Source organism: Bdellovibrio bacteriovorus (assembly GCF_001592755.1).
Taxonomy (GTDB): Bacteria; Bdellovibrionota; Bdellovibrionia; order Bdellovibrionales; family Bdellovibrionaceae; genus Bdellovibrio; species Bdellovibrio bacteriovorus_E.
Window position 1 is genome coordinate 119,382 of the sequence record NZ_LUKF01000020.1, and the last position, 23,383, is coordinate 142,764.

General features: G+C 46.2%; 18 protein-coding genes and 1 pseudogene. 14 read left to right on the forward strand and 5 right to left on the reverse strand.

Translation table 11 applies throughout. The features are described from left to right. Nucleotides 1-2: 2 nt before the first annotated feature. Both gspD and gspC read right to left on the reverse strand, forming a co-directional pair. Complete coding sequence (gene gspD / locus AZI85_RS17005) at nt 3-2,336, reverse strand: type II secretion system secretin GspD (RefSeq protein ID WP_063245168.1); 2,334 nt, start codon at nt 2,334-2,336, stop codon at nt 3-5. A gap of 55 nt (nt 2,337-2,391) precedes the next feature. Continuing rightward, a complete protein-coding gene (gene gspC, locus AZI85_RS17010) occupies nt 2,392-3,306 on the reverse strand; it encodes a type II secretion system protein GspC (protein WP_063208258.1) in 915 nt (304 codons plus the stop codon). Nucleotides 3,307-3,480: 174 nt separating this feature from the next. Here gspC and AZI85_RS17015 point away from each other — a divergent pair, with 174 nt between their 5' ends. Together AZI85_RS17015 and AZI85_RS18025 are read left to right on the forward strand one after the other, a co-directional pair. Then, nucleotides 3,481-4,050, forward strand: coding sequence for a hypothetical protein (locus AZI85_RS17015; RefSeq protein WP_063245170.1), 570 nt, complete (start codon nt 3,481-3,483; stop codon nt 4,048-4,050). A gap of 976 nt (nt 4,051-5,026) precedes the next feature. Further along, nucleotides 5,027-5,473: pseudogene (locus AZI85_RS18025) on the forward strand (methyl-accepting chemotaxis protein); the annotation flags it as partial. Between the two features lie 137 nt (nt 5,474-5,610). Here the strand turns inward: AZI85_RS18025 and AZI85_RS17025 are convergent. Next, nucleotides 5,611-7,122 (reverse strand): hypothetical protein, encoded by a 1,512-nt coding sequence (locus AZI85_RS17025; protein WP_155724071.1) that lies wholly within the window; start codon nt 7,120-7,122, stop codon nt 5,611-5,613. A 163-nt stretch (nt 7,123-7,285) separates the two neighbouring features. Between AZI85_RS17025 and AZI85_RS17030 the strand changes: the two genes are divergently transcribed. Then, nucleotides 7,286-7,855, forward strand: a complete 570-nt coding sequence (locus tag AZI85_RS17030; RefSeq protein ID WP_063245173.1) for a hypothetical protein — start codon at nt 7,286-7,288, stop codon at nt 7,853-7,855. Here the strand turns inward: AZI85_RS17030 and AZI85_RS17035 are convergent. Both AZI85_RS17035 and AZI85_RS17040 read right to left on the reverse strand, forming a co-directional pair. Next, nucleotides 7,852-8,979: a hypothetical protein gene (locus AZI85_RS17035; RefSeq protein WP_063245174.1), complete on the reverse strand. Its 1,128-nt coding sequence runs from the start codon at nt 8,977-8,979 to the stop codon at nt 7,852-7,854. The genes AZI85_RS17030 and AZI85_RS17035 overlap by 4 nt on opposite strands. Next, nucleotides 8,979-9,554, reverse strand: coding sequence for a cob(I)yrinic acid a,c-diamide adenosyltransferase (locus AZI85_RS17040; RefSeq protein ID WP_063245175.1), 576 nt, complete (start codon nt 9,552-9,554; stop codon nt 8,979-8,981). Before AZI85_RS17040 ends, AZI85_RS17035 begins: the two co-directional genes overlap by 1 nt. Nucleotides 9,555-9,621: 67 nt before the next feature. Here AZI85_RS17040 and AZI85_RS17045 point away from each other — a divergent pair, with 67 nt between their 5' ends. The 11 genes from AZI85_RS17045 to AZI85_RS17095 all read left to right on the forward strand — a co-directional run bounded on the left by AZI85_RS17045 (nt 9,622) and on the right by AZI85_RS17095 (nt 23,349). Continuing rightward, a complete protein-coding gene (locus AZI85_RS17045) occupies nt 9,622-10,434 on the forward strand; it encodes an N-formylglutamate amidohydrolase (protein ID WP_155724072.1) in 813 nt (270 codons plus the stop codon). A gap of 94 nt (nt 10,435-10,528) precedes the next feature. Continuing rightward, nucleotides 10,529-11,950 carry a cytochrome c biogenesis protein ResB gene (locus tag AZI85_RS17050; protein WP_063245176.1) on the forward strand — a complete coding sequence of 474 codons (1,422 nt, stop codon included), beginning with the start codon at nt 10,529-10,531 and terminating at the stop codon, nt 11,948-11,950. Beyond that, nucleotides 11,947-13,584 carry a cytochrome c biogenesis protein gene (locus tag AZI85_RS17055; protein ID WP_063245177.1) on the forward strand — a complete coding sequence of 546 codons (1,638 nt, stop codon included), beginning with the start codon at nt 11,947-11,949 and terminating at the stop codon, nt 13,582-13,584. The genes AZI85_RS17050 and AZI85_RS17055 overlap by 4 nt, the downstream gene beginning before the upstream one ends. Nucleotides 13,585-13,768: 184 nt before the next feature. Beyond that, the gene (locus AZI85_RS17765; RefSeq protein ID WP_063208232.1) at nt 13,769-14,299 is read left to right on the forward strand and encodes a cytochrome c3 family protein; all 531 of its coding nucleotides are present in this window, start codon (nt 13,769-13,771) and stop codon (nt 14,297-14,299) included. A gap of 16 nt (nt 14,300-14,315) precedes the next feature. Further along, nucleotides 14,316-17,453, forward strand: a complete 3,138-nt coding sequence (locus AZI85_RS17065) for a TAT-variant-translocated molybdopterin oxidoreductase (RefSeq protein WP_063245178.1) — start codon at nt 14,316-14,318, stop codon at nt 17,451-17,453. Further along, on the forward strand, nt 17,450-18,811 hold the full coding sequence (nrfD, locus tag AZI85_RS17070) for an NrfD/PsrC family molybdoenzyme membrane anchor subunit (RefSeq protein WP_063208227.1): 1,362 nt from the start codon (nt 17,450-17,452) through the stop codon (nt 18,809-18,811). Before AZI85_RS17065 ends, nrfD begins: the two co-directional genes overlap by 4 nt. After that, nucleotides 18,811-19,335, forward strand: coding sequence for a DUF3341 domain-containing protein (locus tag AZI85_RS17075; protein ID WP_063245179.1), 525 nt, complete (start codon nt 18,811-18,813; stop codon nt 19,333-19,335). The genes nrfD and AZI85_RS17075 overlap by 1 nt, the downstream gene beginning before the upstream one ends. Nucleotides 19,336-19,349: 14 nt before the next feature. Next, nucleotides 19,350-19,916 carry a c-type cytochrome gene (locus AZI85_RS17080; RefSeq protein ID WP_253721050.1) on the forward strand — a complete coding sequence of 189 codons (567 nt, stop codon included), beginning with the start codon at nt 19,350-19,352 and terminating at the stop codon, nt 19,914-19,916. An 8-nt stretch (nt 19,917-19,924) separates the two neighbouring features. Next, complete coding sequence (locus tag AZI85_RS17085; RefSeq protein WP_063245181.1) at nt 19,925-21,124, forward strand: hypothetical protein; 1,200 nt, start codon at nt 19,925-19,927, stop codon at nt 21,122-21,124. 937 nt (nt 21,125-22,061) lie between these two features. Beyond that, nucleotides 22,062-22,619, forward strand: coding sequence for a hypothetical protein (locus AZI85_RS17090; protein WP_063245182.1), 558 nt, complete (start codon nt 22,062-22,064; stop codon nt 22,617-22,619). A gap of 187 nt (nt 22,620-22,806) precedes the next feature. Continuing rightward, complete coding sequence (locus AZI85_RS17095) at nt 22,807-23,349, forward strand: hypothetical protein (RefSeq protein ID WP_063245183.1); 543 nt, start codon at nt 22,807-22,809, stop codon at nt 23,347-23,349. The last annotated feature ends 34 nt before the right edge of the window (nt 23,350-23,383 follow it).

Consider the following 23,383-nt stretch of genomic DNA (forward strand, 5'->3'; position numbering starts at 1 on the left):
TCTTATTCCTCTTCAATTACAGGTTGGGATGTTTCAGGAGGGACGGCGTTGTTACTGCCATTCAGGCCCGCACGCGCCTTCTGATGAATCGCATCCATCTTTTTACCATAAGGATCGACTCCGCCCTGAGCTTTGATGAAATCAATACGTTCATCCAGCGTTCTATTTGTAATAGCATTCGTATCTGCCGAGTTTTTCACGATTTTCGGAGTCAAGAACACAACCATATTCGTTTTATCTTTAGAAATGGTGCGAGACTTGAACAACCAACCCAAAATAGGGATGTCTCCGAGAAGTGGCACTTTGCTGATAGATTCGATGTCTTGCTCTTTCATCAAACCACCCAGAATCGCCGTGTCGCCGTTATTCACATTAATCACAGTTTTGATCGAGCGCTTCGCCAAAGGCTGAGTAGAATCCTGGAACGCCTTCGGAGTACTTGCTGTTGAAAGCTGAGACACTTGTTGTTTGATTTCCATGCGGATCTGATTTGTCGCTGGGCTGATATAAGGTTTCAGCGTCAATTTGATCGTCGCATCTTCAAACGTTGGCGTCGTGATCGGAGAGCCATTCGTTGGAGTCGTGGTTGTTGAACCCGTGACGACTTTATCACCGACTTCCAATTCACCCTCTTGATTGTCCAAAGTCATCAAAGTTGGAGTTGAAAGGATGTTGGCTTTTTTCGTTGTTTTCAAGAAGTTGATAAAACCAACTAGGTTCGGAATCTTGATCGTGGATTTAGAAACAGGATCTGTCACTTCAACCACATCACCTTGACCGAAACCGATCACGGCACCCGCACCACCTGTAGGGCTTAGCAAGCTGTTGATATCAAGACCGCCATTGAAACCGACTTTACCGTAACCTGTGTCACCGTATTTATAGTAACCCACGCCCCAAGTATTACCGTCGTTCGCACTCATCTCCATGATGATGGCTTCAACGAAAACTTGGTCGCGAGGAGTGTCGATTTTGTTCAAAAGACTTAGAACCACTTCGTAGTCTTGTTTGCTAGCTGTGATAATAAGGCTGTTTGTTGTTTTATCGCCGACGATTTTAACATCGCCACCGAAGATCTCTTGCGGAGCTTGCATTTGACCGCCAGCGCCGATAGGGGAAAGCAAGCTGCCACCTGTTTGTGGCTTCGGAGCTGCATCCTTTGTCACACCTTGAAGAGTTTGCGCCAGTTTTTCCGCATCACCGTTTTTCACGTGATAAACATAAACGCCGCCAGATTCTTCAGGACGGATTTTGAAATCAAGTTGAGAGATCAATTTTTTAATACGCACGATGCCTGATTTATTGCCGACAACGATGATCGAGTTTGTGCGATCATCTGGAATCGCCATAAAGAAGCTTGCGCCTTGTTGGCTGGAAGCTCCTGCGGAACGAGAGAATCTTGGAACACCCGCAGAGAATGTCCCTGGAGCTGAACCTTGAGTTTTATTTCCTTTATTGACGATTTTATCCACTAGGTCAGCCAAGTCTTTGGCTTTTGCATACTTAATAGGAATAACTTCAAGTTGTTCTTCAAATCCTGGAACGTCCAATTGGCTGATGATTTTCATCACGCGATCAATATTAGAGCCGTAGTCCGAGATGATGATCGAGTTTGTGGGCTCGTAAATATTCATCTCACCATCTTTAGATGGAAGGATACGAAGGTCTCTGTTTACTTGAGCCGCTGAAATGTGTTTCAAGTGGATGATACGAGTGATCATCTGATCGCTGTTCGGATAGTAAGCGCCAGAGAACGTCTCGATATTATCACGTTGCGCATTTCTTGCTGATTTTACTTTTAAGAAGCTGCCCGAAGGAACAACCGTGAAGCCATTGATTGCAAGCGCAGACAAGAAAGCCTTATAAGCTTCCGCGACCGTGATCTTACTTGGAGCCGTGATCGTGATCTTTCCACGCACGCCCGGATCAATGATAAAGTTCTTACCTGTCAATTCACCGATAGCTTTAATCAGATCTGTGATTTCCACATTCGGGAAGTCGAAGGACTCAATCGTTTCAGGGAAGTTCTGACTGTTGATATCTTCAATCGGAGCTTTTGCGAATTTATCGCGGGCATTCTTGCTAAGCACATCCATGCCGCCAGCGGTATTTCCGCCGCCACGAGAACCACCCGCACTCGGTCCATTGCTTGGAAGTGAAGGGGCAGAAAAAGCATCATTATTAGCCGGTGGAGGAGGAAAGCCTGAATCGTCACCAAAATCCGAAGACGGTGGTGGCGGTGGAGGCGGGAAGTCCTCAAACTGCGCATTCGCGGCAGGGCCGACGAGCTGCGCGGTCATCAGTGAAGCAAGTCCTATGCTGACAGTCTTTTTCATATATCCTCTCCTTGAGGAGTTGTAAAATCCAGTTGCTATATCTTTCGCGGAGATCTTATTGAATATTGTAAGTCATCGTCTCCGTTTTACCGTTGCGCTCAATTTGCAAAGACACTTTCGGTGAGTTTTTCAAAGTATTATAAAGTTCCATGGCTTTCGCGGGACTGTCGACAGGAGTGCCATCGACAGACTTAATCACGTCCATGCGTTGCAAGCCCAGCTGTTCATAAATACTGCCTGGTTGCATGTCTAAAAGACGGAAGCCATTAATCGCGCCCGTTCCAGGTTCGCGATTAGGAACTGCGCGCGCTTGCATCAAGATGCTGGAAAGATCATTCGTGTATTTCAATAAATCAGCACGTTTGATGACGAAGTTGTTGTTGCCGACAGATTGAACTTCTTTGCCTCCAGCGGCAGCCGGGCGACCCGCACCGAAAGCCACTTTGCCAGCGTCTTTTTTCATCTCAATATATTCCAAACGATTGGAATTGAGATTGCGGAAAATAACTTTTTGGCGCTCTACACGAATAATAGAGGCCATGCCTTCAATTTCTTTTCCGGGACTGTAAGACACGACTTGGTTTTTTCCGCGCACATCAATAGCGGCCAAGGATTTATCCGGATTTGAATGCACCAGTGTGCCAATCAAAGTCAGAGGTAACTGCGAAGGAACTGGATCGGCTTCTTTTTGCGCTTCAGCACCTTTGGATTTATCCACCAAGGGCTCAGGAATTTGTCCGTTCGAAGCAAACATATTGCGTGTCGTAATTGTATTGTAAGCGCCGCGACTGACGGACATGTCAGCTGCCGGTGGTTTGGGACGAGCTGCAGGAGCGGATTGCGGCAACATGCGGTCGCGATAAGCCAGGATGGCAAGGTCTGCGATGCAATAACCGACAAACGCAAAAAGAATATAGGAATATAATCTTTCAAAAGGGGGGCGTTGATTCTTCGGGTTACGTGAAATCACAGTTGCACAATCCTTTGTTTTATTACCGGCATAATTTGCCGAGACCTAGTCCTTGGGCCTCGATCCATCCTATCAAAAAGGCGAGGGGTCTGCACGAAAAAATACAAGCTGGACCATGGTCTTGAATACTTAAAAACCTACACACATTTCGAAAAGATAGGTCATGATAGGGATATGAGAATTCTCTACTTCACGGATGGAGCAGGAATTGATCTTCAGGGTATTCGCGAATCAGTTTTACGAATTCCTGAAGTCCTCACCTCTCTTCGTCGCGGCCAGGAACAGGCTCGCTACGTAGATTTGATGCAGGTGATGGGATTACCGGACGAAGATTTTCGTCAGGTGTCTTCTGTATTGCGCAACTTCCTGATTAATTTAGTGCAAAGAGGTCTGCATCAACGATGGATCAATCGCGATCATCGCGCGGACCTTATTCTTCGCCGAATCAATCATCGTAATTTTTCTGATATCAAAAACGAGGTCTTAAATTTCATCCGTGCGAAGTCCGCGGGTCAAAATGTGGCGACACAGGACCTTCATCTGCTTCATTTTTTAAGTCATGTTGAAATCACTATCATCGGCCCAGGTTACGACGAAATTGAAATCTGGTTGCGCCGAGAAATCTCAAACCGAAGCGATATCAAAGTCCTGATTAAGGATGTTATTGCCTCGGATCCACAGCTGGACTGGTTCTGGCCGCAAGTGCGCGAAGCGGTGACCAGCGGCGAAATGCCTCTTATCTAAATCTGAGTAAACAAAAACGCCTGCTTTAGAGAAAAATTTGGGATCCGAAGAGCTTCCCAAATAATTCTCACGAGAGGCTCTCACAATGAATGTTTTCGCCAAGGTACGTTTTTTCAACTTCCTGTCCTTCGGATTGGTGATCGCACTTTATATCTGTATCGGAAGCGCTTATTACTATCAAAAGGAGCTCGATACAGCTCATGCATCTAAATTCGTATCTATTCAGTTAGCGCAAAAGATGCGCGATGACTCCGCAAATTTAACTCGGACAGCACGTACCTTTGTGGTTACCGGCGATGAAAAGTATGAAAAAGAATACTTCGACATCATCGCTGTTCGTAATGGTGAGATGGCGCGTCCTGACGGCAGAAAAGTCTCATCGACTCAGCTTATGAAAGAAGCGGGCTTTACTGAAAAAGAATTTGCTTTGCTTGCGGAAGCCCAAAAGCGTTCCAATGATCTTGTCGTGACCGAAACTATCGCCATGAATGCGGCGAAAGGTCTTTTTCAAGACGCGTCGGGTAAGTTCACTCTTCATAAAGAGCCTGATTTAGAGTTGGCGCGTAAGCTTATGCATGATGAAGCCTATCATAAATTCTTAGTGACGATTGGCGAGCCCATCAATCAATTTGAGAAAGAATTGCAAGCCCGCACCGACGGAGCTGTTGAAAAGGCATTGCGTTTTGCTCAAGTAGGCATGGCCAGTGTGGCTTTGATGATCATCGGTCTTTCTTTTTCGATGTTCATGTCTTCAAATGCATTAAAGCAAGGCATTCGCTTGCAAACAGAGGCTTTATCTAAAGCATATGGAAAAATCCGTGACCTCGTTTCAAATCTATCTTCTTCAAGCTCTGATTTATCTGCGGCATCGACAGAGTCTGCGGCCTCTTTGGAAGAAACAGTCGCTTCTTTAGAAGAACTTTCAAGTATGATCAAGCTGAACGCTGACAATGCCAAGTCGGCTTCGGATCTATCGCAAACATCCAAGCTTTCGGCAGAAGAGGGTTCACGAGAAATCGCCTCGTTGATGAACTCGATGAATGAAATCGCGTCGTCATCAAAGAAAATCGAAGATATTATCAACGTGATTGATGATATTGCTTTTCAGACAAACTTATTAGCCCTGAATGCAGCAGTGGAAGCTGCTCGTGCCGGAGAGCAGGGGAAAGGTTTCGCCGTTGTTGCGGATGCCGTTCGTGCCTTGGCGCAAAGAAGTGCGACTTCGGCGAAAGAGATTTCCGATCTTATTTCTGAAAGTGTCGCGCAAGTGGAAAATGGTCAGAAGGTCGCAGATTCCAGTCATGAAGTTTTAAAGCGCATCGTGGATTCTGTTAATAAAGTGGCGGCATTGAATGATGAAATCGCGACAGCCAGTGTGGAGCAAAGCACGGGTGTAGGACAAATCACTCAAGCCATGAATCAACTGGATCAAGCGACCCAAACTAACGCGGCTTCTTCAGAGACGATTTCTCAGGCGGCGTCCAGCTTGAATGAATCCACCGAAGGTCTGACAGAGACGATTGTGCATTTAGAAACTTTGACGGGCCTTAAAAAGTCCGCTTAGTCGCAGAAGTTTTGGAAAGAAGATTTTCCTTGAGGCAGGGGTTTGCAAACGCCCGCGGCGAATTGCGCTCCTGCTAAGTGTTGAGAGACTGTCCAGTCGAAATCCACTTCCCAAGTGCGCAAAGTGTTTAAAGCTTTGCGACAGCTTTCTAAAGACAACCCTTTTCCACAGATATTTAACGGCAAATGGCCCTGTCCCACGAGCCATTTCATAAATGGATGAGGGCCAAAGAGTTGGTCGCGCGTGCAAGGAATGCTGATGCCCGCGACTTTTCCAGTGATATTCCAGGAAGTGTAGACACCACTCGGGATCATCATATCCAGATACTTATTAAGCTGTTCTTCGGCGCGGGCCGCCGCACGAGGTGAGGTTAAGTCAAAGCCCGATCCCACTTTATAGAGAAGCTCACACAAAGGATCTGTTTCGACCTTTTTCATCGTGCACTCTTTATTGGTACCGCGATCTAAAGCCTTGCGGATCACGGCTTGTTCAAAGGTGTAGGAGTGAGGACGACGTAGTAATTCCGGCATTTTTTGAAGTTTCCAGAAAAGGCTTGCCGGAGCCTCAATGTTTTGACACAAGCGAATTCCGCGATACAGATTCGCGGCCGTAGTTTCTACTTGAACAGCCAGATAGGGATTTAAGCCCGCTTCAATCATCTGACACGTCATAAAGGCAGCACCCAGAACGTGATAGTTCTTAGAGGCGATTTGTTCCGCTTTTTTGCCGGGATATTGAACGTCCAAAATACGACGTTTTAAACTGTCACTAATATCCGATTTTTTCGATAAAGAGCGTGCAATATAAAAATCGGATTCACGAGGAGGACAAAAAGTTTCTTCTTCACCCGTTGTATCCGGATCTAAATAGAGATCTTCCCATTTATAACCTTGCGCCAAAAGCTTGTCTTCGGCTTCTTGGTTGAAAGCAGTTCCTTGAGCAATATCATCGTGCCCACAAATCCCGATCAAGCTCAAAGCGGCGTTTGGGTTTCCCTTTGTAAAAGTCAGAGCTTTTTGGAAGAGCCAGCCTGCAGGCAGGTCTTTGCGCGTTTCTCCGGCAGTATCACCTAAAGAAGTGCGACTGTGGCGTTGCATTTGAGGATCGGGTCTTTGTGTGTTTTTCGTGTTGGATCTTATATCGTGGTAAAAGCGCAAGGTCTTTTCAGCAAAGCAAGCATTGCCTTTGAACTGACGAGCGAAGTACAGACTTAAACCGGAATTAGTGAACGCCACTTCGGCATCTGCCTCATAAGCACTGGGATTGATGATTTCATAGTAGCGTTGCAGGCCTTTTTTTACCCCGGATTCAGGCAAAGAATTAATCAGAATGTTAGCGATGCGATCCGCAGAAGAAAGCTTCTGGTTTCCCGGATCAATCTGGACTGCATCTTGAGCGAACACAGCTCCCGAAAAGAGCAGAGTTGCGAAGAGCAAAGCTCTCGCAGAACGTTTCAAAATGAGACAGTCTAAAAACATTGAAAACATATCATCGAAAAGAGCAAACATGAGGCCGACCTCATTGCGCTTAAGATCTTTATGACAGCGGAAACTTTAGTCAGGGTGCCAAAAATTAGCCAGTGCTTCTGAAGATTGCATAATCGAAACACTACTTAGCTTTCTTTGCTCCTATGATGGGATGATGTTTTTTAGAGGGGCTTAAGTCAGTTTTATGTATTTCACTTCAGCTAATGAAAAAGAAAATTCCGTTAAAGCCACAGCTATGGCCGCGCAAAACAGGATTGGTTTTTACTTTTCACTTGTTCAGTGGATTGTATCAACGATGTTTTGTTCTTATTACCTTACGATGGGAATTGATTTGTGGGCGGTTCTTTTGGCAGTAGCCGTGTGCTCTGCAGGTCAATTAGGTTCTGCTTACCTTTTCCTGAAACAGAAAAACTATCTCGCGGTCATTGTGTTATGCGTGCTGACTCAGATCTGCAGTGCGCAGGTCTTTTTCTTTCCTGAGATCGGAAAAGAGATCAATATCTTCCTGGCACTGGTGGTTCTATTTCCACTTTTCTTGCTGGAGGAGATTGATCACACCGTGGTCTTTTCGAATTTCGCGGGCTGTATGGTGCTCTTAGTCTGTAGTGAACTACTAAATTACCAGGACGTCTCTGTTTCCAAACAGATATTTTCATTCCTTGTGAAATTCACTCTGATTATCTTCAATTTTGGTCAGGTGTATTTTCTTCGGACTTATCTTGAGCAAAAACGCGCTAGCGCTCTTGAGGATTAAAGAGCGAAGAACGGCTCCATTTCAACGGGTTTTTCGTTCGTCGGATGCAGGAACTCAGGCGGTTCTTGATCCGGCATCAAAAGCACGTAAACTCCAAAAGGCATCTTCGCTGAAATCCAGTTGCGCGGGCGGCGATAGATGAATTCCGAGCGGCTTTGATTGTAAACGATAAATTCGTTTTCATGGGCTTCATCGTAAGCTCGCCATAAAAGACTTTCAAAAATATCGCCATTATCAGCAAAAAGAAAATTCAGATATTTGAAATTCAGTCCCGCTTCGACCTTTAGGCGCGAATAGGGCTTTGTCAGAGTGCGCGTCCATCCCAGGGTTTTTCCGAACTTCAAGAATTGACGGAAATTATGAGCGCGCAGGGAGTAAGACATCGGAATAAATTCCTGCATTCCTCCAGCGGACCAGGGCGCTGCGCAGCCCACGATATTGTCGTCTTTGTCGAAAGCAATCAGGAAGTCTTCAAGCTTTAAGCCTTTCCAACGTTCCAATTTATCGTGAAAGCTTTGCGCGTCCCACACTGTCGCTAAATCTCTTTGTCGAGATTTTTGAATGATATAGTAAATCAAGGCATCGACGTTGGCGGCACTGCCACGACGTATGCGCAAATGCGGCAAAGGAACAGAAGCCCACGGAAGCTTTCCGTGCACTGAAACCATATTAAAGCGGCGATAGAGATAGTAATGTGGGAGCGGGCGCTTCATCGTACGCGGGCGCACAAAGGCATTTAAAGCTTGTGCATCACTCAGACTTAAAACCGAAATCAGATGTTTACATCCAAAAGTGTGAAAGACTTCTTCCATCACCGGTAAAAAGTGCTGGGACCATTCCAGAATGGCGCGGCGGTTGGAAGAAATACGTAAATCCCGACCGAAAGCCACAGGGCGAACTTTGTTATTCAAAAGAACGTCCCGGACCACGAAGCTCGCGATACCTTCGATTTTTTCTTCTTCCTTCAATTGATACGTCAAATATTGATCGGACTGAACCGCATAAGGCGCAAAAAAATCCTGACCACGATCGGTTTTCATTTCAAGCAGACCGCGTGTCGGAAAGGTTTTATAGAATTCAGCCAGGGCGGCCGCATCTTCGGGCTTAGCGATCTCTAACTTCATTAAGTCTTCTTCCAAAGGACATCGTGATGGCCGGTTTTTAGGTTCACCCAACGGGCCGCCACAAAAAGATAATCGCTCAAACGATTTAGATACTGCAAAGCGGAAGCGTAACGCTCGTCTTTCACGGCAATTTCGGCCGAACGTCTTTCGCTGCGACGGCAACTCGTGCGCGCCACGTGAAGGTGAGAGGCGACGATGTGACCAGCCGGCAAAATAAAGTTACGCAGTTCGGGAAGTTCTACGGTCAAAGCGTCAATCTGTTTTTCTAAATGGCGAATCTGTTCTTCTGTGATCGGCGGAAGCATTTTAAACACGTCATCTTTTTCCGTCGCCAGAAGGCTTCCTATGTTGAAAAGCTCGTTTTGGATTTTTTCTAAAGTTTGATCCAAAGAATGCACTTCGGGCACCGAAGCCATGGCAGAGCGAACAACGCCGATGAAACTATTCAGCTCATCCACCGTTCCGTAAGCTTCAACACGAGGATTGAACTTTTCGACGCAGGAGCCATCGACAAGCCTTGTCGTTCCTTTGTCACCAGTCCGTGTATAAATCTTTGCTTTCGGAGCGTCCGTCATAATAACCTCTATTAAAGTTTTGCCTATGCCTTCAAAGAGGTCAAGGTGGAAGCACAAGGAGTAAAGCATGGCTGACAATGAAGTTCCTTTGATCGTGACAATTCCGCATTCGGGCGAAAAAGTGCCGCCGCAGACGCCATGGTTGAATTCATTGCCGGAAGAAATTCTGATGTGCGATGTGGATCGTTATGTCGATTTTCTGTATGAACCTGCTTTACACAAACTGCACATCCCTTTGGTGAAAACAGAATGGCATCGTTATGCGGCGGATTTAAACCGCATCCCTGACGACGTGGACGCATCATCGGTGGTGGGACATGCCAACGCTGCGGGAATGCACAATCGAGGCTTTCACTGGGTTATTACGACTTATAAGCACGCTTTGATGAAAGAGCCGATGAGTGTTGAAACTCATAACGAACTGGTGAAGCTCGTTTACGAACCCTTCCATGCCGGCGTTCGTCAGCTTTACCAAGATCTTCACGCCAAGGGTTTTAAAAAAACCTTTCACATTGATGCGCACAGCATGCCCTCTGTGGGAACGAGTGAACATCGCGATCCAGGGGAGCACCGTGCCGACATCGTTGTCAGTGATAGCAAAGGAAAAAGCTGTGATCCGCGATTCAAAGACTTGGTCATTGCCGCTTATGTGACGGCCGGGTTCAAAGTCGGCTACAACTGGCCGTATTTTGGTGGACGTGTCACAGAGCAGTATGGTGATCCTCGTCGCGATCAGCATACACTGCAGGTGGAGATGAACCGCGCTCTTTACATGGATGAAAAAACCAAAAAGCTAAAACCTGAAGAAGCGAAGAAAGTTCAGGAGAAAGTTCTGTTTGCTTTGAGCTACATCCGCAACAATCTGATGCACATAATGTAGGGCGTCGAACGGAAAAAGGCGTAGTCACCAAAGCCGACTTAAATTATTGATAGCAGTGAAGAAATACTACTGGCTTTCAATAAGGATTTTCTCTTTGAAAAAAGCGGACTCATCACTGCTGTCGACAATAAAAAAGTACAACCGTCCGTTGGCTTCTTTGAAGCTGGCCGTTTTCATCATTCTTTCAATTGCTGTGATCACGGCGGTCGGAACCTTTGTTGAAGCCAAATACGATGCGTATGCGGCCCGCAAGCTTGTGTACGATACTTGGTTTATGTACACGATCATGGGTCTTTTGGTGATCAATCTTCTTGCGGTCATGCTGGATCGTTTTCCTTGGCGAAAACGTCATGCGGCTTTCGTGCTTGCTCATATTGGTATCATCATTCTTTTAGCGGGTGCCTATCTGACGATGGAGTTTGGCCTTGATGGATCGATGCGCGTGGGGATTGGTGAAACCAATAATTTTGTGCAAACTTCCGAGACAGATTTAGTCGTTTACACATCCTTTGATGGGGACCGCTACTCAAAAACTCTCGAACAAGAAGTGGATTTTTTTAGAAATCCTCCTTCTGAAAAAAAGCCCTACGTGATTCCGGCTTACGAAGGTGAAATTCGAATCGTCGACTACAAAAAATATGTGATTCCTTCAAAAAAAGTTTTGCCGGGCGACGATGGTAAAAACGGAGCGGGTTTGCGCTTCCAACTGCAAAATCCCAACGTGAATGTGATCGAGTGGCTGGTGCAGAAAAAGCCAAACAACCTGACGTCCCATAATTTCGGTCCCGCGCAAATTCACTTAGGTCCGGCGCCTGAAAAACCGCGCGGTGCTAACGAAATCTTTTTAACTCCTGAAAAAGACGGTCTTCGGTATGTGGTTTTCCAGAAAGACTCAGAGAAACCTTTGAAAAAAGGTTTTGTCAAAGAAGGGGACGTCTTTGATCCCGGCTTTAAGATGGCCTTGTCTTTCCGTGTCCTGCGCTACCTTCCAACGGCGAAAGAAGATTGGGATATTCAAACTCTGGAAAGACCGACACCGATGACGACCGCGGCCATTAAAATCATCTTTGACGGTAAAGAGAACTGGGTTCTTTTGAACGACATGGTGAAACTGTTCACGACGAATTCGGTTTATCTTTTAACGTACGGAAACCGCCGCATTGATATCGGTTTTCCTCTGAAACTAAATAAGTTTCAAGTGAGTCACTACCAAGGCACCATGCGGGCGATGGCCTATGAAAGTTTAGTGCAAGTTCCCGATCTCGGAGAACACGTGATTTCAATGAATGAACCTTTGAAATACAAAGGTCTGACAATTTACCAAGCCAGTTTCCAAGAAGACAATGGTCAGCCTGTGGCTTCGGTGTTTTCCGTGAATCACGATCCAGGACGCTTTTTGAAGTATCTGGGCTCTTTGATTATCAGCTTGGGAACGATTTTACTTATGTGGTTTAAGCATTTGGATTTTAAAATTGCGCGCAAATCCCAAAAGAATGACGACGGGGTGAATTCATGAAGAATATCTTAATAGTTGCCATGGCTTTATTCATGGCGGTGCCGGCCTTCGCCAAAGACGGCGATGCTTTGAAGTATCTGCCGGTTCAAGATGGTGGACGTATTAAACCTTATGACAGCTTCTCTCGCGAGATGTTGGAAATCGTTTACGGAAAAACGAAGTACGAAGGTCGCGCGGCGACGGAAATCGTCATGACGTGGATGCTTTCTCCGCAGGCGTGGCAAGATAAAAAAATCTTTGAAGTTCGCAATCACCAGGTTTTGACTTCAATGAATCTGCCAAAAGATCAACGCTATTTTTCTGGCGAAGAGCTTTTTGCTGGGGATCGTTTCAATCTTCTTCGTCAAGAGCTGCAAGCAAAACGTGACACAAAAGAAAAGCTAAATCCTTACTTCCAAGCTTTGCAACGCCTGGAAAATCAGTACTTCGTGTTTCAAGAAATCGCGGCGGGCCGCATGTTGAAAATCGTGCCTCCGAAAGAAGGCGATGCTTGGATTTCTGTCGCTGATATGGATGCGACGATGCAAGAAAAGTTCATGGACTTCACAAAAGCTTTTGTGAATCACATTGGTGCTGTGGCTGCGGCCTCTGACACCAGTGCGACAGGTAAAGAATTAGATGCGAAAGTCGCGGCCTTTGAAGAAGCGGCGAAAGCAAATAATCCAGCTCTTTATGATCACGCAACTAAGATCAAAGCCGAAGTCCACTACAACAATTTTCATCCATTCCGTTGGGCGTATATTTTTTATTTCCTAGCGTTCACAGTTCTTCTTTTGGTTTGGACATTGAAAAAAGAATCTTTGATGAAGATTGCTTGGGTTTTTCTCGGCCTGGGTTTTGTTCTCAACACATACGGATTCGTTCTGCGCATGTACATCATGGATCGTGCGCCGGTCACAAATATGTATGAGACCGTGGTGTGGGTCGCGTGGGGGACCGTGCTGTTTGCCGCGATATTGGAAATCATTTACAAGTTCCGTTTGATCCTTGTCGCGGGAACTTTGGTCGGGACTTTTGGATTGGTGATTGCGGATTTTGCTCCAGCAGTTCTTGATCCAACGCTTCAACCACTAGAACCTGTTTTGCGCAGCAACTATTGGCTGACGATCCACGTGATGACTATCACTATCAGTTACGCCGCGTTTTTCTTGGCGTTTGGTTTAGCCGACATCGGTCTGATCTATTACTTGCGCGGCGAAGAAAAATTCCAAAAAGAAATTCGCGCGATTGTTTCAGGAATCTATCGCTCGATGCAAATCGGGGTGGCGTTCTTGGCTCCTGGAATTATCTTGGGTGGTATCTGGGCCGATTATTCTTGGGGCCGTTTCTGGGGTTGGGACCCTAAAGAGACGTGGGCGTTGATCGCCTTGCTAGGATATCTAGCGGTCCTGCATGCTCGCTATGCGGGCTTTATCAAAAATTTTGGTATGGTTGTTACGGCGGTGATTACGTTCTCGCTTGTTATCATGGCTTGGTACGGAGTGAATTTTGTCCTTGGCGCGGGGCTTCATTCGTACGGCTTTGGTGCAGGCGGAGTCGAATATGTCTCGGCATTCGTAGCAGCACACATACTCCTCGTCATCTATGTAGGCATAGTACGTCGAGGAAAACAGACAACACAAACAACAAACTAAGTTGGTGACCGCTGAAACTTCGGTGGAGGCGGGTGCTTAAGGATTGAGCGGAAAGGTTTGAAGTCTCCCTCTTTTTCAATATGCTTGCAAAAAGAATATGGACAACTGGACTTTTCCACCATTAAATAAGAGCAAACTAAAATTAGGACAGCATTCGTTTGTCTTTGGCAACAAGAAGCGAAGGATGATTATGCATCGAGGTTTCAATATAGTCGCGTTGTTAAGCGCGCTCATGATTTCAACACTTCTCACGGGTTGTAAATTCCAGCCTGGGTTTGGTTACAATAAAGGATATGCTCCAGAACAGCCGATTCCTTTTGATCACTCACTGCACGTGGGAACTCACAAAATTCAATGTCAGTACTGCCACAATCAAGTGGAAAGAACGAAGCATTCGAATATTCCGGCTCTTTCAACTTGTATGAATTGCCATCTTCAAGTTGCAACAGATAAACCAAGCATTCAAAAACTTCGTGAAGCTTATGACAGCGGCGGCTCTGTAGAGTGGGTTCGTGTTCACATGCTTCCTGACTTCGTTCACTTCAACCACAACGCGCACATTGCTAAAGGTGTGAACTGCCAAACATGTCACGGTCCTATCGAGACAATGAAAAAGGTAGAGCAATTTTCAGATCTTTCAATGGGATGGTGTGTGAACTGCCATCGTCAGCCTGAAAACAAAGCGCCAATCAACTGTTCAACTTGTCACTACTAAGGTTTCGGAAGGTACCATGTCTGAAATGCATCATGACCATGATAATGAATTAGAAATGAAAAAAGCGCTTCGTCCTAAGATCGAGCGCGACAACAAGTATTGGCAAAGTCTTGAACAATGGAGCAATGATCCTGAGTTCAATAAAGCTGCTGAAACTGAGTTTATGTCTTCACCTCTTCGCGAAAAAGACGGGGAAGACGGTTGGGCCCGTCGTGAATTCTTGAAATTGATGGGTGCTTCAATTGCTATGGCGTCAGCGGGTTGTATCCGCCGTCCTGTGCAAAAAATCGTTCCTTACAACAAACAACCTGAAGAAGTAACTTTGGGTATTGCGAACTACTATTCATCGGCTTACTTCGACGGTAACGATGCTTTGGGTATGTTGGTAAAAACTCGTGAAGGCCGTCCTATCAAGATTGAGCCAAACGAAGGTCACCCCTTCAGCCAAAGTGGTTTGAGCATTCGTTCTCAAGCTTCTGTTTTGCACCTTTACGATCCAGAGAGATTGAAAGGCCCGCAACGCAATCTTTTCAACGAAAAGAAATCCAACAGCCAAGTTATCGACGTAAAATGGGAAGAGTTGGATAAAAAAGTTGTTGAGCAGCTTCAAAAAGGTGGCGTGACAGTTTTGACGGCGCCTATCGCTTCTCCGGCAACTCGCGCGGTGATTGGTGATTTCGCTCAAGGTTTCAAAGCCAACCACGTAGTTTGGGATGCATTCTCAAACGAAGACGTGCGTGAGGGTCAAAAAGCTTCTTACGGCGATGACGTCGTTCCAGCTTTCCGCTTCGATAAAGCGAAAATGATCGTGTCTGTTGACGCAGACTTCTTGGGCACTTGGATTTCTCCAACGGCATTCACGAACCAATTCGTGAATGGCCGTAAAGACATCAAAAACATGAATCGTATGGTGTCTTTTGACTCCAACTATTCATTGACGGGTGCCAACGCGGATATTCGTTTCAGAATCAAGCCTTCGCAACAACTTGATGTTGTGATGGGTCTTCTTCATGAAATCATCGTTAAAAAAGGGGCCACTGGTTACGCAGGCAATGCGTCTGTAAAATCAGCTTTGGCTCCATTTGCAGATACAGCGAAAAAATTGGGTTTTGATCCAGAAGCTTTCGCAAAAGTAGCTGCAGATCTATTGGCAAACCAAGGCGAATCTTTGGTTGTTGCCGGTGGTATCCAAACTTGGACTGAAAAATCTCGTGAACTTCAAATTGCAGTGAACTTCTTGAACACTGTTTTGGGTAACGAAGGTAAGACCGTGGAAGCTCGTGGCGGAAACCCGGCTTTGAAAGGTTCTTACGCTGATTTGTCCGCTCTTATTAAAGACATGAAAGATGGCAAAGTTAAGACTTTGATCATCCACGGTGTGAACCCTGGATTTGTATTGCCTGCGGAAATGGGCTTTGCAGATGCCGTGAAAAAAGTGGAAATGGTTATCTACACAGGTGACCGTATCGACGAAACAGGTGTTTTTGCGGATTACATCACTCCAGACAACCACGCGTTGGAGTCTTGGAATGACATGGAATTGACGGCGGGAGTTTACTCTATCTGTCAACCGGCGATCCGTCCTATGTATGACACTCGTTCTTTCCAATTGTCGTTGATGACTTGGGCGTACATCGCAAACCAAGGTCCATCGCGTCTTCGTGATTACGAGACATTCTATGACTACCTCAGAGTTTTCTGGAAATCAGACATCATGCCTAAAGTAGGCAAGGGTGACTTCGAAGATTTCTGGCAACAAACTTTGCAAAAAGGTTACGCGGGTCAATTGAGCTCGGGTTCTTCAGCTCGTTCTTTCAAAACAGATGCTTTCACTGCTATTAAGCCGGCGAATGCACAATCTGGTTTTGAATTAGTTCTTTACTCAACTCCACAAATGGGCGACGGTTCCTTGAACAACGTTTCTTGGTTGCACGAGCTTCCAGATCCTGTAACGAAAATCGTTTGGGATAACTACGTGATGGTTTCTTTGGCTGCGGCCGAGAAGCACGGTTTGAAACAAGCTTCTGTTGTTGAGTTGACAGTGGGCGGAAAGAAACTGGAACTTCCAGTTCACATCCAACCAGGCTTGCATGACGAAGTTCTTGCTGTCGCAGTGGGTTTCGGTCGTACACGCGTAGGTAAAGTCGGTAACGGTATCGGTAAAAATGCCTTTGAGTTGGCGACTGCAAAAGCCGGCCAAATGATCTTTGCCGGTCAACCAGCGACTTTCACAAAAACAAATAAAAAGTATGAGCTTGCTTGCACGCAAGGTCACCACTCTATGGAAGGCCGTAACATCGTTGCTGAAGCAACGAACAAAGACTATGCGAAGAGCAAGTCGGCAGGCATCCACAGACATCACACTTGGTCTATCTGGTCAGGTCACGAATACAGCGGCCACAAATGGGGTATGGCTGTAGATCTTCACACTTGCACAGGCTGTTCTTCTTGCGTGATTGCATGTCAATCCGAGAACAACATCCCTGTAGTAGGTAAGAGATACGTTCTTGAAGGTCGTGAAATGCACTGGATCCGTATTGACCGTTACTACACAGGCAATCCGGCGGAAGCAGAAGCTGTTTTCCAACCAGTTATGTGTCAACACTGTGACAATGCTCCTTGCGAAACGGTATGTCCGGTTCTTGCGACTGTTCACTCTGACGAAGGTCTCAATGACATGGTTTACAACCGTTGCGTAGGAACTCGTTACTGCGCGAATAACTGTCCTTATAAAGTTCGTCGTTTCAACTGGTTCAACTATGCGAAACAAATCGAGAAGCCACTTCACATGGCTTTGAACCCTTCAGTGGGCGTTCGTACTCGCGGGGTTATGGAAAAATGTACGTTCTGCGTGCAAAGAATCCAAGACGCGAAGACAGTGGCTCGCAATGAAAAACGCCCGTTGAAAGACGGAGATGTTAAAGTAGCCTGCCAAACTGCATGTCCTGCAGGTGGTATCGTATTCGGTGACTTGAATGATCCGAACTCACAAGTGGCGAAGATCTTTAAATCAGAAGAACGTGCTTACGCTCTTCTTGAAGAATGGCATGCAGCACCTTCCGTGCGCTACCTTTCTAAGATCCGTAACAATGATAAAGAATCAACTGGTGGCCACAAAGGTCACGGTACTGCAAAACAAGGTGAGCACTCATGATGAAGCGTAGCCCATTAGTCCTTGGCAATAAGACTTTAAAAGACGTTACAGACGACATCTGTGCACCGGTGGAAAGATTCCCATCCAAAGGTTGGGTGGGAATGTTCCTGGGCGCGAAGACGTTGTTATTATTCTACATCGCGATCTTGGCGAGCGTTGTTGGTGTTGGTATCGGTTTGCTGGGTGTAAATAGCCCGGTATTCTGGGGTACGATGATCGTTACGTTCGTATTCTGGATCGGTATTGGTCACGCCGGCACTCTGATCTCTGCGGTTCTTTTCTTGTTCCGTCAAAAATGGAGAACTTCAGTCGCGCGTACTGCAGAAGCGATGACGGTCTTCGCCGTTATGACAGCGGGTCTTTTCCCGTTGCTTCACACAGGTCGTCCTTGGCTTGATTACTGGTTGTTCCCGTATCCAAATCAACGTGGTCCATTGTGGGTGAATTTCCGTTCACCACTTCTTTGGGACGTTTTCGCCGTATCTACATACGCGACGGTGTCGATGGTATTCTGGTACATCGGTTTGGTTCCTGACTTTGCAACTATCAAAGACCGTGCGAAGAACAAACTTCGCCGTACAGTTTACGGTGCGCTTTCTTTGGGATGGCGTGGAACTGCGAAGAACTGGTCACACTATGAAATGGTGTACTTGATCCTTGCAGGTCTTTCGACTCCACTCGTTCTTTCCGTACATACGATCGTATCCTTCGACTTCGCGGTTTCTAACTTGCCAGGTTGGCATACAACGATCTTCCCTCCATACTTCGTTGCCGGAGCGATTTTCTCTGGTTTCGCGATGGTTGTGACTTTGATGACTTTGGTACGTATCGGATTCCCTGAATTCAAAAACTACGTAACTCTAGATCATATGGAAGTGATGAATAAAATCATCATGACGACAGGTATGCTAGTAGGTTACGCGTACGCTTCTGAGTTCTTCATTGCTTGGTATTCTGGTAACCAATACGAGCGTTTCGTATTCGTCAACCGTGCATTCGGTCCATACGGTTGGTCTTACTGGGTGATGGTATCATGTAACGTTTTGATCCCTCAGTTGTTCTGGTTCAAATCAATGCGTCGTTCGATCCCAGTGATGTTCGTTGTTTCTATCTTCGTAAACATCGGTATGTGGTTTGAGCGTTTCGTGATCACGGTGACTTCTTTGCACCGCGATTTCTTGCCTTCAAGCTGGGGCATGTACGCATGGTCATGGTTTGATACGGGCGTCCTTGTCGGATCGTTCGGTATGTTCCTGACCTTGTTCTTGTTGTATCTACGTTTGTTCCCTGCGGTTTCTATCGCGGAAGTGAAGCCTGTACTCCATGTTGGTTACGATGAAAAAGGAGGGCACCACTAATGGCTAATAATTATACAAAAGGTATCGCTGGTATCTGGGAAGAAGAACATTTGATCTTGAAGGCCGCTCGCAAAACTCGCGAAGCGGGCTTCACAAAGTTCGAAGCCATCTCTGCTTATCCTATTCACGGTATGGAAGAAGCTTGCGGAATCAAAAGATCTTGGATTCCCTATGTGACTTTCGTAGCGGGTTGCGTGGGTCTTTTGGCAGGTCTTGCTTTGACGTATTGGACGTCAGCAGTGGACTGGGCTGTGAACGTGGGCGGTAAACCGTTCTTCTCGTTGCCAGCTTTCATTCCAATCATGTTCGAATTAACAATCTTGTTTGCAGCTCTTTGTTCCGTGGGCGCTTTGTTCTATGCGTGCAAAATCCCACGCATCGATCCGCCAAGCATTGACCCTGATTTGAGCTCTCATAAATTTGCGATCTTCATCCCGCACAATGACATTGGCTACGATGAAACGAAAATCGAGAGAATGTTCAAAGATTTGGGCGCAACTGAAGTTAAGAAGACGGAGTACTAATAATGAGAAGCCTCGTGAATTTATCAGTAGGAATTGCGGCAGCAGGCTTGGCAGCATTAGCCCTGTCTAGCTGTGGTCCTCGTGGCAACAAAGCCAACGTAGAACTTATCCAAGATATGATGGAGTCTCCGGCAATCAAAGCTCAGGAGTACGACGAAACATCTCCACATCACAGCGGTATGCGCGTTCCTCCAGAAGGAACAGCTCCGGTAGGTTTTGAGCCTTACCGTTACGCGACTGATGTTGAAGGTGCCTCTAAAAACTTGAAGAACCCGCTTGCGGGCCAAATGGATGAGACGACTTTGCTTGTAGGACAAAAATACTACGAGACAAACTGTGCGATCTGCCACGGCTTTAAAGGTGAGGGCGGCGTTGCTGCGAAATCTTCGGTTTCTGAAAAAATGGCTTTAAAACCACCAGCGGTTATCAGTGATAAAGTAAAAGCATGGCCAGATGGACATCTTTACCACGTGATCACGATGGGCCAAGGTGTGATGGGTCCTTATGCGGCTCACATCCCGCAAAAATACCGTTGGCAAGTTGTTAACTACATTCGCTTCCTAGAGAAGCAATCTAAGTAGGGTTGAAGATGGGCGAACATAATCACGTAAACCTTCATGTATCTAAATTCGAAGCTCCGGCGAAATTGAAAACGTTGAGCTTCGCGCTGATCGCGATTGGTCTTTTGACTTTCGTAGTTGGCTTGATGAAAAACCAAGAAAGACTTTGGACTTCGTACCTAGTGGCTTTCTTCTTCTTCGCATCGATGGCGGTGAGTGGACTTTTCTGGGTGGCTATCAATAACGTAGCTAAAGCCGGCTGGTCTGTAACTATCCGTCGTTTTGCTGAGGCGACAACTTCGTTCATTCCTGCGATCTTGATCGGTGGCTTGGTGTTGTTGGTGGGTTTCAAAACTCTTTACCCTTGGGCCAACCAAGAAGTGCTTGATGCAAGCCCTGTGGTAGCTGCGAAAACAGCTTACTTGAATACAGGTTTCTTCGTCGTACGTCTTTTCATCTTCGCTTTGGGTTGCATGATTTTCCGCTATATCATTGTTGGAAATTCTTTGAAGCAAGACCAAACAGGTGACGAAAATCTAACGAATAAGAACGTGTCTCCAGCAGTAGGGTTCATCGTATTCTTCGCTTTGGCGTTCTCTTTCTTCAGCGTGGATCTATTGATGTCGTTGTTGCCAACTTGGTACTCGACGATCTTCGGTATCTACACGTTCTCTGGTATGTTCCAGGCGGGTATGGCTTTCTTGGCTATCGTGATCGTTCTTATGAGACGTCATGGTTTTGTTAAAGGCTATGTCACAGATGAACACCAGCACGATGTTGTGAAGTATCTTAAAGGCTTCTCGATCTTCTGGGCTTACATTGCATTCTCTCAATTCATGTTGATTTGGTACGCAAACTTGCCGGAAGAAACTGAATACTACATCATGCGCTCTCAAGGCGGCTGGATGGGTGTTTCTTTGGCTCTTTTGATCTTCCGTTTCGTAGTTCCATTCTTGGCATTGCTTCCTCGCGGAGCTAAACGCAATGGCAACCACGTGATCCTGGTTTCTACGATTGTTCTTATCATGCAATACGTAGACATCTACTGGATGGTGTATCCGAACTTCTTCGACGGTCATGTGACTTTCGGTTTCTGGGAGATCGGTATCTTCGCGGGATTCGCGGGCTTGTTTATTCTGACTGTTATGTCTTTCTGGAGTAAGCATAGTTTGGTTCCGCTTAAGGATCCTCGAATTCGTGAGGCGATCAACCACCACGTCGCGTATTAAGCGACTCGGGGACGGGCTTGGGCAAGGCTCTCTGCCTTGTGGGCCCTTCGGACACATCCTCGCGCTAAGGGAGCTCTTTGTGGCTCCCTTTTCTTTTTTCTTTTGTTTTCTGAGTGCTAATTTGGATTTTCGGGCGCTGCGGAACTTGGTCCCGCAAGGCAGAGAGCCTTGCCCAAGCCCGTCCCCGGTGCTTTTCGTTGTTTTTTTCTTCGAGGGGTTTTGATGGGCTTTTTCGGAGGGGAGGAGCTTCGTGCAGATGCGCTTTCGCGCGTATGTGGGTTCGGTGTGAAAAGGTGCCTGCTTCCCTTTGTGTTGTAAAGGTACCAGGTTCTCTTTTCTACGGGCGATGCTGCTTCTCATCGTGTTCGAAAGGTGCAAAGCTGCTTTCTTTTGCGCTAACGGTACTCAGTTCTTTTCAATTAAAAGGTAAGTGCTTTCCTATTGTTTGGAGAGGGTACATGATCCTTCTTACTTCCACCGTGGAAGTAACTTTCTGCCTTCTTTATGGATTTCCCGTTTGTATTTGCCAATGTCTAATGGCGGAACGGCTTGAGTGTGTGGCACTTAAAAGCACTTCTCAATCGATCCTTGACGCATTTGCTTACTGCCACGGTGGCAGTAACTAATTCCTCTCTGAGGTGAATGCGTTTTCACTTGTACAAAAGTACCGCTTCCTATCTTTGGAAAAGGGGGCAGATTTAACCGCTATTAATTCCCTCTTGGAAGTTAAATTCCCTTCGTTCGCTCAGAGATGACTGTCGCTTTTTCGTAGATGTCTAAATTGTTTTCGATTGGGAGTTCGGGCACGAGGCCTCAGCTTGTTTCTATTGATTGTGAGGTTTATTTTTCCCGGTTTCGTCGTGGCCTCTTTATTGCTCCTTGGGGTTCCGGATTATTTTAAATAGGTCGTTAACCAATTCTTTACTAGGGAGCGTTTATGATTACTGATTTTAGAAAAGCCGTTCTTTTGGTGCTAGGTTGTTGTCTTTTCCTTGGAGTGTCTGCTCAAGCGCAGAACCGTGGGGATCGCGAGTCCGAGCGTATTCGTATTCTTGAGTCGAAAGTTCAACAGCTTGAGAGCTTGATTTACAATTTGAATCAGCGTGTTTCTAATCTTGAATATCGTGGGACGCCGACTTTGCCTCCTCCGCCAGTGCCGGCTTCTGAGGTGGCTTGTATGATTACGGATAGTGGTTACGGCAAGGTGTTCTTGGGCAAGGGCCGCACGAAGCTTGAGGCGGAAGCTAAGGCTAAGGAAGTGTGCGGAGCTAACGTGCATGCTACCTACTGCAATAATACTTTGAAGTGCAGTGATCCTGTACAAGATCGCGTGATCCAGGGTGCTATCTGCGTAATTACTGATTCTGGTTACGGTAAGACATTCAAAGGCGAAGCTAAGAGCGTCCTTGAAGCTGAGTACAATGCTCGTAAAGCTTGTAACAACGCGGTTCACGCTACTTACTGCAACACCAATGCTCGTTGCGATACCTTCTAATTTTCGTCGAAATTCTCTTCTTCAAAAGCCTCACCGAATCGAACGGTGGGGCTTTTTTATTTCCACAAAAGAAGTGGTAAACGCCGGTGTATTTTTGACTCTTTCGCACTTGGCTTTGTTATTGCTTTAAGGGAGTTTGTCTTACTTCTTGGTGAAGTTTGGTAACCACTGTCCTTGGGGGATCTCAATGTCTGTACTTAGAAAATCACTGGTTTTGGTTTTAGGTTGTTGTCTTTTGCTGGGAGTGTCTGCTCACGCGCAAAGTCGCGAGGCCGAACGTATTCGTATTCTTGAGACGAAGGTGAGTCAGCTTGAAGGGCTTATTTACAATCTGAACCAACGTGTTTCTAATTTGGAATATCAAAATCCTCCCATGCCGCCTCCTCCGCCTCCGATTGTGGAAGTGGCTTGTATGACGACGGATACGGGTTACAACAAAGTCTTCTTAGGAAAAGGTCGCACGAAGCTTGAGGCTGAAGCGAAGGCGAAAGAGTCTTGCGGCAATTCGGTAAATGCCGTGTATTGCAATGGCTCGGTGAAGTGCAGTGATCCGGCTCAGGATCGTCTGACTCAAGGGGCTCTTTGTGTTCTTACAGATACTGGATACAACAAAATCTTCCGTGGAGAAGGACGTTCTCCAGTGGAAGCGGAATACAATGCACGCAAAGCCTGTGGAAACTCTGTGAACCCGGTGTATTGCACGGCTTCTGTTCGCTGCGAAACATTCTAATAATTACGCGTTATTCATTCTTCCAAAAGCCTCT

Coding starts and splice junctions, on each gene's coding strand:
- AZI85_RS17075 (WP_063245179.1), top strand. CDS start 18,811: ATGGCTAATAATTATACAAAAGGTATCGCTGGTATCTGGGAAGAAGAA.
- AZI85_RS17015 (WP_063245170.1), top strand. CDS start 3,481: ATGAGAATTCTCTACTTCACGGATGGAGCAGGAATTGATCTTCAGGGT.
- AZI85_RS17045 (WP_155724072.1), top strand. CDS start 9,622: ATGGCTGACAATGAAGTTCCTTTGATCGTGACAATTCCGCATTCGGGC.
- AZI85_RS17085 (WP_063245181.1), top strand. CDS start 19,925: ATGGGCGAACATAATCACGTAAACCTTCATGTATCTAAATTCGAAGCT.
- AZI85_RS17035 (WP_063245174.1), bottom strand. CDS start 8,979: ATGAAGTTAGAGATCGCTAAGCCCGAAGATGCGGCCGCCCTGGCTGAA.
- AZI85_RS17065 (WP_063245178.1), top strand. CDS start 14,316: ATGTCTGAAATGCATCATGACCATGATAATGAATTAGAAATGAAAAAA.
- AZI85_RS17030 (WP_063245173.1), top strand. CDS start 7,286: ATGTATTTCACTTCAGCTAATGAAAAAGAAAATTCCGTTAAAGCCACA.
- AZI85_RS17055 (WP_063245177.1), top strand. CDS start 11,947: ATGAAGAATATCTTAATAGTTGCCATGGCTTTATTCATGGCGGTGCCG.
- nrfD (WP_063208227.1), top strand. CDS start 17,450: ATGATGAAGCGTAGCCCATTAGTCCTTGGCAATAAGACTTTAAAAGAC.
- gspD (WP_063245168.1), bottom strand. CDS start 2,336: ATGAAAAAGACTGTCAGCATAGGACTTGCTTCACTGATGACCGCGCAG.
- AZI85_RS17040 (WP_063245175.1), bottom strand. CDS start 9,554: ATGACGGACGCTCCGAAAGCAAAGATTTATACACGGACTGGTGACAAA.
- AZI85_RS17025 (WP_155724071.1), bottom strand. CDS start 7,122: ATGTTTGCTCTTTTCGATGATATGTTTTCAATGTTTTTAGACTGTCTC.
- AZI85_RS17765 (WP_063208232.1), top strand. CDS start 13,769: ATGATTATGCATCGAGGTTTCAATATAGTCGCGTTGTTAAGCGCGCTC.
- AZI85_RS17090 (WP_063245182.1), top strand. CDS start 22,062: ATGATTACTGATTTTAGAAAAGCCGTTCTTTTGGTGCTAGGTTGTTGT.
- AZI85_RS17095 (WP_063245183.1), top strand. CDS start 22,807: ATGTCTGTACTTAGAAAATCACTGGTTTTGGTTTTAGGTTGTTGTCTT.